Annotated in this window: 7 protein-coding genes; all 7 read right to left on the reverse strand. The window is 75.6% G+C overall.

What is annotated here, in order from left to right; translation table 11 throughout:
• Positions 1–106: 106 nt before the first annotated feature.
• Positions 107–820: an aminoglycoside N(3)-acetyltransferase gene (locus tag ACFVXH_RS38485; protein ID WP_387830817.1), complete on the reverse strand. Its 714-nt coding sequence runs from the start codon at positions 818–820 to the stop codon at positions 107–109.
• A gap of 161 nt (positions 821–981) precedes the next feature.
• On the reverse strand, positions 982–3,417 hold the full coding sequence (locus ACFVXH_RS38490) for an FxsB family cyclophane-forming radical SAM/SPASM peptide maturase (RefSeq protein WP_387830819.1): 2,436 nt from the start codon (positions 3,415–3,417) through the stop codon (positions 982–984).
• A 70-nt stretch (positions 3,418–3,487) separates the two neighbouring features.
• A complete protein-coding gene (locus tag ACFVXH_RS38495) occupies positions 3,488–3,673 on the reverse strand; it encodes a hypothetical protein (protein WP_049660424.1) in 186 nt (61 codons plus the stop codon).
• A 326-nt stretch (positions 3,674–3,999) separates the two neighbouring features.
• Positions 4,000–5,067 (reverse strand): aKG-HExxH-type peptide beta-hydroxylase, encoded by a 1,068-nt coding sequence (locus ACFVXH_RS38500; RefSeq protein ID WP_387830821.1) that lies wholly within the window; start codon positions 5,065–5,067, stop codon positions 4,000–4,002.
• Positions 5,068–5,160: 93 nt separating this feature from the next.
• Positions 5,161–6,441 carry an FxsB family cyclophane-forming radical SAM/SPASM peptide maturase gene (locus tag ACFVXH_RS38505; RefSeq protein ID WP_387830823.1) on the reverse strand — a complete coding sequence of 427 codons (1,281 nt, stop codon included), beginning with the start codon at positions 6,439–6,441 and terminating at the stop codon, positions 5,161–5,163.
• A 56-nt stretch (positions 6,442–6,497) separates the two neighbouring features.
• The gene (fxsT, locus tag ACFVXH_RS38510; RefSeq protein ID WP_387830825.1) at positions 6,498–10,511 is read right to left on the reverse strand and encodes an FxSxx-COOH system tetratricopeptide repeat protein; all 4,014 of its coding nucleotides are present in this window, start codon (positions 10,509–10,511) and stop codon (positions 6,498–6,500) included.
• Positions 10,501–11,904 carry a TIR-like protein FxsC gene (locus ACFVXH_RS38515; RefSeq protein ID WP_387830827.1) on the reverse strand — a complete coding sequence of 468 codons (1,404 nt, stop codon included), beginning with the start codon at positions 11,902–11,904 and terminating at the stop codon, positions 10,501–10,503. The genes fxsT and ACFVXH_RS38515 overlap by 11 nt, the downstream gene beginning before the upstream one ends.
• Positions 11,905–12,089 lie beyond the last annotated feature (185 nt).

Here is a 12,089-nt window from a genome sequence, read left to right on the forward strand (position 1 = left end):
GAGCCGAAGCGGCGACGGGGGCGGGGTGGGGCGGAGGGGTGGGTGTGGGGGCGGGGGGTGGGAAACGGCGGGGTCTCTTGTCAGCGGTAGGAACGAGGAGCGGGGTTCAGGCGCGGCCGCGCCGCAGGACGGCCTCGGCCAGGTCGACGGCCTCCCGCACCGGCACCAGCCGGCAGTCGGCGGTGCCGATGCGGGCCGTGGTGACGCCGCGGGCGGTGCGCAGGACCTCGGCGCCGAGGCGGCCGAAGTGGAGGTCGTCCAGGTCGGGGGCCCGGAAGGTGGTCCAGCCGTCCACGCCGACGCACCGGTACTCGCGCACGGTCACGTCGGGCATGCGCAGGTCGGCGAGGTGGAAGGCGGTGAAGCGGTCCATCGGGACGCCGAGCATCAGCACCCGGGCGTCCAGGTCGTAGAGCCGTCCGAGCGGCGACTCCGGGCCGAGGTGGGAGGTGAGCGGGTGGTGGGCGGTGACCTCGTGGGCGAGCCGGCCCACGGCGGCCCAGGAGGTCTGCGGGTGCCGGCTGCGCAGGACGCCCGGCCAGGAGCGGACGGCTTCCGACAGCGCCCCCATGGAGGGCGAGGCCGGGGTGGTGGCCGGGTCGAAGCGGGGCATCCGGGCCTGGTAGTCGGCCACCTCCGCCGGGGAGAGACCGGCGGTGGCGGACTGGTGGATGCGGGAGGTGGCGGAGTTCTCGGGCGTGGCGGTGTAGGCGACGAGGGTGCCGTCGGGGCCCAGGGCGTCGAGCAGGGCCTCGACCACCCCGGCCGCCCCGCCGGGCACCGGTCCGAGGGAGCGCAGCGATGCCTGGACGTGCAGCACCGTGCCGGGACGGACCCCGAGGTCGGCGAGGTCGCGGACGAGGGGGTGGACGGGGGAGGCGACGGCGACGCCGCCGCCGGCGCGGGGTTCGGTGAGGATGGCGTCTCCCGGGGGGTGAGGGCCCCGGGCGGGGGAGGTCCCGGGGCAGCGCGGGTGGGAGGTCAGACCCCGGCCCGTTCCCGCCGTACCCGGTCGGCCGCCTGCTCGGCGGCGGCGGGCAGCGACAGGTCGAGCCAGGGTGCCACGGTGGCACGCATGCCGTCGGCGAAGCGCGAGCCGGTCCCGGTCAGGGCTCCGGAGGTCGCCAGCCGCTCCACGGCCTCGGCGGTGTACCGCCGCCAGAGCGCGAACTGCTCCCGCGCCCGGTCGGCGGCCGTGCCCGGCAGTCCGTCGTACGCGAGGGTGCGGGTGCCCCAGTACTCGGTGACGGCCAGGTGGGCGTACGTGCCCTGGAGCAGCCCTTCGAGCGGCCGGGGGTCGGGCCGCCAGGGGGCGAAGTACAGGGTGGGGTCGGCGCGGTCGTACAGGTCGGTCAGGTCCAGCACCGCGCCGAGTTTGACGTGCTGGAACTCGTGCGCGAGCAGCAGGGCGAGGGTCGGCGCGGTGGCGGGCCGGGCGATGCCGACCGCGCCGTACGCCTGCCGGGCCGCCGAGCTGACGTCCCGGCCGGTCGGGCCCGGCCGCAACGGGGTGACCGTCGTCAGGCCGGCCCGGATGCCTTCCGCGTACCCGGGCAGATCGCGCCCGAGCAGCTCCCAGGCTTCGCGCAACGCGCCCGTCCAGTCGAGCAGTTCGCTCTCGGAGAGGTGGTCCGCGACGGGGTGGTCGTGGCAGTCGCGCAGCGGGTCGGCGTCCTCCAGGGCGACCGTCCAGCCGCCGGCCAGCCGGACCCTCCGCAGCGGTTCGTCCAGGTCGGTGCGCACCGTGCCGTCGGACGCCCGGACCGCGAGGCCGCCCGCCCGCCCGGTGACCACGGCCTCGCCGTCGGGTACGGCGATCCGGCCGAGCGTCGGCAGGTGCAGCCAGCCGCCGCGTACGGGCACGGCCACCGCGTCGCCCCGGCCGGCCCGCACGGCGGCCGCCGCGGCGAGCGCGGCCAGCGGGCCGAGTCCGGCCTGGAGGTCCCCGGCGAGGCGGCGGGCCGCCCAGGCGCGGGCGTACGGGTGGCCGAGGACGGCGTCCACGGCGGCGGGGGCCGCCGTGTCGAGCTCGGCCAGCAGGGTCCACGCTTCGGCCCGCCCCTGTCCGGAGGCGTCCCAGGCGGCGGCCAGCATCGCCCGGGTGAGGGCGAGTTGGGAGCGGCCGAGCGCGGCGACGGTCTCCGCGCTCCCGTATCCGTGCGCGAGTTCGTCGAGTTGCGACGGGGCGAGCGCACCGGGCAGCAGCGGTTCGGCCTCCGGCGATGGCGCACCGGGCACACCGGGCGCACCGGGCACACCGGCCGGCTGCGCGGGCACACCGCCGCCGGAACTCCCGCTCCCCGCAATGCCCTTGATGAACGTCATGAGATCACCGCAGTAGACGGAGGGATGGTCGAAGCTGCCTCCCCCATCGTCGCTCCGATAGCGGTGGGCGTACAGCCCGCCACCGCAGGAGCGGACCACGGAGCAGGCGCGGCAGGCCTCGCTCAGTCCGGCCAGGCCGGACTGCCGGGCGGCGATGCCGGGGTGGCGGGCGAGGTCGTCGAGGCTGTGCGCGAAAACGTTCATCCCGGTGGCGGGCGCGCCGTCGTACGCGGTCTTCAGGCTGTCGGCCTGCTCGAAGGTCCCGTCCGTCTCCAGGACGGCCAGGTCGGAGGGCTCCAGTCCGAGCGACTCGGTGAGGCTGGAGAACCCCCGCAGGGTCCGGTGCACGGACTCGAAGGTCCGTACGGCGAACGGCCGCCCGTCCGCGTCCCACAGCCCGTGGACGGTCAGCAGCCAGTCGGCGTACGGGGTGGCACCCAGCTCGGCGGGGCGCCCGGGCGGCTCGTCCCAGGTGGCGTGCGGGAGCAGGAAGTCCACGGCGGGCGGCCGGAGTTCGGCCAGCGCCCGGTACACGGCCACCGGGTCGTTCCGGACGTCCATCGTGCACAGCAGCCCGGCGAACAGGTGCCGGTACCCGGGTTCGTTCAGCAGCGCGACGGCCCGCAGCACCTGCGGGTGGCTGCTGCGTCCGTCGGCGAACCGCCGGTGGCGGTCGTTGGCGGCCTTGTCGCCGTCCAGCGAGATGCCGACCTTGATCTCCTGCTCCGCGAACAGCGCGCAGAAGTCCCGGTTCAGCAGCACGCCGTTGGTGTGGATGCGCAGGTCGAGGGCGCAGCCGGGCGGGAGTGCCGCCCGGAGCGCCTCGGCGGCGCGGCGCAAGCGGTCCGGGCCGGCGAGCAGGGGTTCTCCCCCGTGCAGGACGACCCGGACGGCGGGCAGCCGGTGGGCGGCCGCGTGCTCGCCGATGCGCTCGGCGGCCTTGGCCAGGATCCCGTCCGCGATGACCTTCGGCCGGGACCGCCAGCTGCTGTCCGCATGTTCGTAGACGTAGCAGTGGTCGCAGGCCAGATCGCACCTGCTGTGCATCTTGACCACGAACTGTGTCAACGGCAGCGGAATCGACGTCGTCATGGAACTGTCCGGTTCGCTTCGATCGGCTCGGTCTGCTCGGCCTGGGCTCCGCCGGGAGTTCCGGGCCGGGTCAGATCGAGGAGTTGAAGGCTGCGACCGGCACGAGGCCGGAGTCCGCGCCGGGGAGCGCGCGCTGGAGCCGGGAGGCGAGCTCTTCCGCCCCGAGTGCGGCGAGGTCGGCGAGCGAGGGGCGTTCCGGCGTCTCCTGAGGGTCAGTGAGCTTGCCGGCCGGCCTGGTGCTGGTTACCGGAGTCATATTCGTTTCCTTAGGCGCGGTTAGGACCTGCCGAGGGTGGGTAAGCCCACCCGGTTGCGACCAATGTAGTGCCCGCGAAGACTCCGCGCGGCACCTTGCGGACTCACGTTGGGCTCCCCGGGCTGCCGACGTCGTACGACAGCGCTTTGGGCCCCCAGAATTCACCCGTTCAGCGGTCGCGCACTTCGCCGTGGCCCGCGCCGAAGCGCGTCGCCGCGGCCCGTGCCCGAACAACCACACGGACCAGCCCCTGGTCACACCCCGGGAGTGCCCCGGGAAGCACCGGAACAATCGCCCCGCCGGGCCAAGCATCCGGCAAGCCGGATTCATTCCCCCGGCCCGCCGAGCGCCCGGACGGCCCGCACCAGCTCCCCGGTGAACTCCAGCCCCGCCGCCGTCAGTTCGCCGCAGCTCAGGAGCGTCTCCCCGGCGCTCAGGGTGTGTGTCCGCCAGCGGACGGACTCCCCCCGCGCACGTGCGAGGTCGCCCGCCCCCGCAGCCGCCTCCGCCCGCCAGAAGTCCGCCACCCCCAGGTGCGCGTACGCCCCCTGGAGCAGCGCCCCGGCCGGGCGCGGGTCGGGCCGCCAGGGGGCGTGGTAGGCGGCCGGGCCGTTGGGGCGGTGCAGCGGCACCAGGTCCAGCAGGGCGCCGAGTTGGACGTGCAGGAACTCGTGCACCAGGGCCAGCGCCAGCAGCACCGGATCGTCCGGCAGCGAGGCCGCCACCGCGCCGTACGCCCGCCGGGCGGCGGCGCTGACCGCCTCCCCGCCGGGGGCGGGCCGCAGCGGCACGACGGTGGCCACGCAGGCCGCGACGGCCCGTGCGTGGGGGCGGTGGCGGCGCACCAGGATCTCCCAGGCCTCGGCCAACCGCCGCTCCCAGAGGGCGAGTTCCGTACCGTTCAGCGGGCCGGCCGGCGGGCGCCCGTAGTCCACCCGGCGCGGACCGGCGTGGTCGAGCGACGGCGCCCAGCGCAGCCCGTCGCACTCCAGCGCGAGGGCCGGGCCCGGGGCCGGGCGGAGGAACTCGCCCAGCCCGCCGAGCTGGACGTCCTCCCCCGCCGCCGCGCCGCGCAGGCAGTCGGCCGCCCAGGCGTCCAACTCGGGCCGCAGCAGAACCTCTTCCCAGCGCGCCCGGTCGCTCCGCTGCAGCTCCCGCACCCGGGCGTACGCCTCCCGGTAGCCGTCGTGCTCCGGCACCGCCCGGCGCAGCGCCAGCAGCAGCAGCGCCCGCTTGCTCAACTGCCCGGCGCGCAGCAGCCGGACGGCCTCCGGCCCGCCGCGCGCGCCCGCGACCGCCCGGAACACCGCCCGGTCCACCCCGTGCCGGGGCAGCCCGTCCGCCCCGCGCGCGACCGGCACCCCGGCCGCCACCACCTCGTCCGTCCCCGCCACCGTTCCTCCTCGTGCGTACGGCCTCCGGCCCGTTCGGCCGGCCCATCGCCCAACCCGCCGCGCCCGCCCGCGGTCTCCCCGCGCCGGGGCGGATCAGCCGGACGGCGGCCGGGCATGACCCGGACGGGTGAGCCGAGGGGCCCCTCGACGCTCCCGACCCACCGACCCGACCTCCGCCGACAGCGCCGATCCCGCCGACTCCGCCGCCTGCCCGGGCGCCCCCGCCAGCTCCGCCACCCCCGCCCGCAGCCTCCCCGCCATGTGCCGGATCAGCCGGTCCAGGTCCGCGCAGTACACCGACGGCTGCCCGAAGCCGCCCGCCGCGTACCGGTGGGCGTACAGCCCCCCGCCGCAGACCCGGGCCAGCGGGCAGCCGGCGCAGACCGGCCCGAGGCCCGCGAGGCCGCGCTGGCGGGCCAGGAAGGCCGGGTGCGCGCCCGCCCGGGCGAAGCCGTGCCGCCACACGTCCAGGCCGGTCCCCGGGGCGCCGTCGTAGGCCACCTTGAGGCTGTCCGCCTGCTCGATCGCCCCGTCCGTCTCGACCACCACCAGGTCGACGGGCGCCAGCCCGACCGCCTCGCTGGCGGCCCGCCCGCCGAGCAGCAGCACCGCCAGCTCCTCGAACAGCCGCACCCCGGTCTCCCGGCGCGGCGCGTCGTACCAGCGGTCGAAGGCGGCGATCAGCCACTCCCCGTACGGCGCGGGCTCCGCGCCCGTCGGCGGCGCGTGCGGCACCGTCCGGGGCGGGGCGCCCGGCGGCGGCTCCCGCCAGGTCGCGTGCGGCAGCAGCAGGTCGAGCCGGGGCGGCGCGAACTCCAGCAGCGCCTCGTAGGTGGCGACCGGGTCGGAGGCCAGGTCGACGACGCACAGCAGGCCGGCGAACAGCTCCCGGTGCCGGTCGGAGCCGAGCAGCCGCACCGCCTCGGCGGTGCGCGCCCAGCTGCCCGCGCCGGAGGGCAGCCGGCGGTGCCGGTCGTGGCCGGCCGGGGTGCCGTCCAGCGAGACCCCGACCGCGACCCGGTGGCGGTGCAGCACGTCGAGCAGTGCCGGTTCGTCCAGCAGCCGCAGCCCGTTGGTCTGCACGGTGAACCGCACCCGGGGCCGGACGGCCGCCAACTCGCCGAGCAGCGCGTCCAGATGGGCCGCGCCGACGAGCAGCGGCTCGCCGCCGTGCAGCACCACGGACACCTCGTCCAGCCCGTGCTCGGCCGCGTGCTCGTCGATCCGCCGGGCGGTGCGGCGGACGGTCGCGAGCTCCATCCGCCGCGGCCGCCCGCGCCAGCTCTGGTCCGCGCCCTCGTACACGTAGCAGTAGTCGCAGGCCAGGTTGCACCGACTGTGGATCTTCAGCAGGAACTGCCGGAACGGCACCATGCCCGTGAGCCTAGGCCACCGGCCCCGGAGCGCGGACCACCGCACCTGACGGTCCGTCACACGTGCGGCGGCTCCACGTCGGAGTCCAGCCGCGTGCCGGCCCGCACCGCGATCGTCGTCGGGTGCTCCTCCCCCAGGGTGACCCGGGCCCGCCGGATGCAGTCCGACCGCAGCTCCGCGGCCCGCTCGGCGTACCCGAGGGCGGCCAGCGACAGCGCGAGGTTGGAGTTGATGCCGATGGAGTCGTAGTGGTCCTGGCCGAGGGCGGCGGTCATCAACGGCTCGGCCTCCAGCTCCAGTTCGAGCGCGGCCTGGAGCTCCCCGGCCAGCGACAGGTCGTTGGCGTGGTTCATCATCGCGATCGGGATGTAGAGGTGGTGGGCGCCGAGGACGCGGCGGAACTGCGCCAGCGTACGGCCGGAGAGCTCGCGCGCCTCCGCCGCGCGCCCCGCCAGCCGCAGGTACACCGAGAGGTTGTTGGCGCCGGCCAGCGTCACCGGGTGGTCCTCGCCCAGGTAGTCGCGGTACCGCAGCAGCGCCCGCTCGGCCAGCGGGATCGCCCGGCCGGTGTCGCCGAGCGCGTTGAGGTCGCTGGCCAGGTTGGTGGCGGCGGCCAGGGTGTCGGGGTGCTCGGCGCCGTTGATGTCCAGGTAGCGCTGGTAGATGTCCTCGTCGATCTCCAGGGCCTCGTGGTACCGGCCGGCCCGGCGCAGCGCCACGGCGAGGTTCTTGCGGGCGCGCAGGGTGTCGGTGTGACCGTCGCCGATGGTCTGCTGGTAGATCCGGACGGTCTCCTCCAGCAGGTCCAGGGCCTCCCGCAGCCGCCCGGTCTCGCGCAGGTCGCGGGCGTAGTTGGAGGCGGAGGAGAGCGCGTAGAGGCTGTGCGCGCCGAGCGCGTCGCGCTGCTGGAGGTAGTTGCTGCGGTGCCGTTCCAGGGCGGCCCGGCGGTCGCCGGCCAGGTAGTCGGAGACGGCGAGGTTGTTGGTGATCATCAGGGTGCGCGGGTGGTCCGGGCCGAGGGTGCGCCGGGCGGCGTCCAGGGTGCGGCGGTCGAGCGCCCGGGCCTCGTCGTAGCGGCCGAGGAAGCGCAGGTCGGCGCCGAGGCTATTGGCGACGGCGAGGGTGTGGGAGTGCTCCGGGCCCAGGGTCGCGGTGAAGCGGTCCAGGATGTCCCGGTCCATCTCGTACGCCTCCTGGAGGGCGCCCTGGGAGCGGCGGATGTTGCTCAGCTGGGTGCGCAGCATGAGCGTCTGGGCGTCGTTGTCGACGTCGAAGTCGGGCCCGCCGTAGCCGTCCTGGCGCCAGTGCTCCAGGGTGCGCTCGGCCAGTTCCCGGCCGGACTCGTGCAGGCTGCGCTTCCACTGGTAGCGGACCGAGTCGATGATCCACTGCCGGACGTCCTCGTCGGCGCTGTCGAGCGCCCCGGACGGCCAGAGGTGAGGCAGGAGTTCGGCGTACTCGGCCCAGTTCGCGGGCACGTCCGGGTCGCCGGGGTTGGCGGTGGCGAGCGCGGCGTGGACGACGCCGCGCAGTTCGGCCCGCCGGTCCTCCTCGACCTGGTCCCGCAGCACGGCCTGGACGAGCCGGTGCACGGTGATGGTCTCGCTGCCCTGGTCGGTGCGGGCGAGCCCGAACCGGTTGATGGCGCGCAGGAACTCGCCGATCGCGAGCTTGTCGCGGGGCGCGCGCGGGGGCAGCCGCAGGGCGCGGGTGACGGCCCGGCTGTAGAGCAGCCGCATCGGGATGGCGTCCGGGCCGAAGAAGGCGCAGATCTCCAGGATCTGGGCGGCCGGGGCGTTCATCCGGCGCAGTTCCTCGACCGAGATGCGCCAGGTCGCCGCGGCCGAGTGCGGGTAGTCGGCGGCGCGCAGCCGGGTGCGTTCCAGCATCTCGGTGAGCTCTTCGTCGAGCAGTTCGAGGTAGGTGGCGATCGGCATCGACGTCTCCTGGAGCCAGACGGCGGCCTGGCCGACGGCGAGCGGGAGGTCGCCGAGGCGGTGCGCGACCTGGTCGGCGTCCTCGGAGGAGAGGCCGCCGTTGAAGCGGCGCAGCAGCCGGACGCTCTCCTCGCGGAGGAAGACGTCGACCTCCACCAGGCCGGCGTGCCGGGCCCAGCCCTGGTTGCGGGAGGTGATCAGCACGTGCCCGCCGGAGGAGCCGGCCGGCTGCCAGGGGGCGAGCTCCTCGGGGGTGCCGGCGTTGTCGAAGACGAGCAGCCAGCGGCGGTACGGCTGGCCGCGGCGCAGCGCGTCGAGCACGGTGGCGGCGGTGTGGGCGACGTCGTCGCTGGTGGGCACGCCGAGCCGGGGCGCGAGTTCGGCGAGCTTCTGCGGGATGTTGGCGGGCTCCTCGGCGGGCACCCACCAGACCACGTCGTAGGCGGCCTTGAAGCGGTGCGCGTACTCGGCGGCGATCTGGGACTTGCCGGCGCCGCCGAAGCCGTAGAGCACCTGGCTGAGCACGGCGGCGGGCCCGCCGGTGAAGCGGTTGCGGAGCAGTTCCAGGAGCTTGCCGCGGCCGATGAAGGCGGCGTTGCGCGAGGGCGCGTCCTGGACCTGCGGGGCGGTGCCGGGGAACCGCGCCGGGGCGGCGAACTCCCCGCTGTCGGTGTCGGACTGGCGGCTGCTGCCGGGCGGCGGGCCGAGTTCGGCGTAGAGCTGGGACTCGGCGCCGACCGCGGAGGAGCGGACCAGGTCGGGCGCGGGCTGCCCGGCGAACGGGCGGGGCACCGGCTCGTCCGAGTCCTGGAGCCGGAAGGCGACCAACGCCGGTGAGCCGGAGGCCAGTTCGCGCCCCTGGAGGAGCTGCCAGACCTCGGCGGCCCGGGGCAGCGCGGTGTACTCGGGCGAGAGCAGCGCGAGCAGCCGGCCCTGGCCGTCGACCGGCCCGGCGACCTCGGGCGGCCGGGAGCCGGAGTACGGTTCGGCGGCGCTGTGCAGGGAGGTCTGGTAGCCGAAGCGGGTGAGCGTCCCGGCGGCCCACTCGGCCCACATCCGGTCCTCGGGCGCGTAGCTGACGAACACCTGGCGCGGCACCGCGCGGGCGGAGCGCAGGTAGGCGCCGTACAGCCGGCGGCGGGCCTCGGCGGTGAGCGGGCGCAGGGTGCGGACCCGGCCGTCGGTGATCCAACCCGCCAGCCGTTCGAAGGCGTTGAGCAGGCTGCGGGCCTCCTGCGGCCGGTCGGCGACGGTGGCGGGCACCTCCTCGTAGGCGTAGAAGGGCTTGTACGGCACCTCGACGTCGGCCCAGTAGGCGGCCCGGCGGTCGCCGGCCAGCCAGCGGCCGAGGTAGGGGGCGAAGGCCTCGCGGGCGTAGTCGCGGCCGGCCTCCAGGCGCTCCTGCTCGGCGTCCTCGACCCGCATCGGCACCGGCAGGACCCGGATCGCCCGCTCCTCGGCCTCGGCGATGGCGCGGGCGGCGTCGACGCCGCCGCGGATGTTCTGGACGCTGAAGGTGAAGCAGTCCACCACGGTGTCGGGCATCAGGACGGTGCAGATGCCGGAGGTGTCGCTGACGCCGGTGCGGCTGTCGATGAGCACGTAGTCGTAGCCGCGGGCCCAGCGTTCGCGCAGCTCGCGCAGGAACTCGCCGCCGCGGATGTCCCGGCCGTAGTAGAAGCTGCGCCAGTTGAAGCTGGTGACGGCCGCGCCGTAGGCGGCGTTCTGCCGGCCGGCGGGAAGGAAGTCGAGCCGGCCGCCGGGCGGCAGGTCGAGGGCGAGGCCGCAGACGTAGCCGTCCAGGCGCCCGGGCTCGTCCAGCCAGTCGGCCGGGGACTGCCCGACCGGCCCGGTGGCGGAGGGCAGCGCCTGCTTGACGTAGGAGCGCAGCAGGTCGATCAGGCCGTCGGTGGAGTGCAGTTCCGGGTCGACCAGCAGCGGGTGGTAGTACCGGTGGAGGCCGGGCGCCTCCAGGTCCCAGTCGACGACCAGGACGCGCAGGCCGCGGCTGGCGAGGATCCAGCCGACGTTGGCGAGCGCCATGGTGCGGCCGGTGCCGCCCTTGAAGGAGTAGAACGTGACGACCGATCCCGGTCCGCCGCGCTCCGGCTCCGCGCCGGGCTCAGTGGTCATCGTGCTTCTCCCCCCTCAGCGGGGCGGCGGTGTCCTTGCCCCGGCTCTGGTGCGGCAGGTCCGTGGAACCCGGGAGGCCCCGGTCGGTGCGTGCGGGCCCCTGGCGGGGCCCCGGCGGTCCGGCCGGGATGGCCAGTCCGGGCATCGCCGGGCCGGTGTCCGGGCCGCCGCCCGGACCGAAGCCGAAGGCGCCGCCGCCATCGTCCCCCCAATCCAGGTTGTCGTCCATGAGCTTGTTCTGAGCCACCGTCACCATGATGGTGAGGTCGCTGTCGAAGCTCTCCCGGCTCACTTTGACCCGGAACAAGTGCTCCAGGTCGCTCCGGCGCAGCCAGTTGCGCCGGAAGACGTCGCGCACGCCCGCCCAGAGCGCGTCGCGCTCCGGCCCGTCGGCCGGGTCGTCACTGCCGGCGGGCACCATCACGCCGGTGACCGGGTGGTTCTGCTCGTCGTACGCGCGCAGCGCGGAGCGGTAGCGCTCACCGCCAGCCACCCACGGGTCCACCAGCAGGATGCTCACCTGGCTGTCCTCGCGGGCCTGGTCGAGCTTCTCGGCGAGCGCGGTGTCGACCTCCTCCAGCGTGGTGGTGTGCCCGGCGCCGGTGATCACCTGCTGGGCGCGGGCCGCCAGGGACGGCTGGACGGGCGGGTGGTACGGCGCCCAGTGCCACGGCTTGGCGCCGTACCACCCGCCCGCGCGGGAGTCGCCCGCGGCCGCCTCCGGGGCCCGGCCGGCCGCGATGAACAGCCGCACCATCCCGGGGCTGGAGGCCACCGGCGGCGCCGCCGGGGGCGGGAAGTAGCCGCGCACGGCGCCGAGGTCGAACTCGGGCAGCACGCCGAGCCGGCGCGCGGCCGCGTCCCGGACCCGCTCCGCGACCACCCGGACGACCTGCTCGTACGCCCCGCTCTGCGCGGTGCGCAGCAGGGCCCGCAGGCCGTACCGGGCGTAGGCCTCGCCCATGTCCGGCTGGGCCCACTGGATCTTGTTCACCTCGTCGGCCAGGCCGCCCGGCTCGACGGGCTCCCAGAGCACCGGGACGAGCGCCGGGATGAGCTCCCCGGTGTCCTCGTGGTGGCGCCGGACCCGGCCGCGGAAGGCGGTCCACTCCTTGCCGCAGTAGAGGCTGGCGAAGTAGGCCGGGGAGTAGAGCGCGACCATGGTCCGGCTGCGGCCGAGCATCGTCGCCAGCTTCTCCGCCCAGTCGTCGCCCAGCCGCAGCCGCTCGGTGTCCCGGTAGGCCAGCTCCTCGATGCGCACGCCCGTGCCGACCAGCCGGCCGAGCTCGTCCCGCAGGTCGTTGAAGAACTGGTTGACGAAGGCGTCCTCGGCCTCGTAGTCCCGGCGCGCGTAGCTGAAGAAGAAGTACGGCCGGTGCTGTTCGTGCTCCATCACCTGTTCCCCCCGTGCCCGACGGTCCGCGACGGCGCTGGTTTCATACCCCAGCATGTCGCGAACTCCACCGCCAGTGCAGGGGAGTTGGGGGATTCGGCGGCCGCGTGGGGTTTAGCCGGTGGCCAGGCGCACTCCCCCGACCGGGGGCGCTCCGGCGCTCGGGGGCGCGCCGGCGGGGGCGC

This window comes from Kitasatospora sp. NPDC058184 (assembly GCF_042883725.1).
GTDB lineage: Bacteria > Actinomycetota > Actinomycetes > Streptomycetales > Streptomycetaceae > Kitasatospora.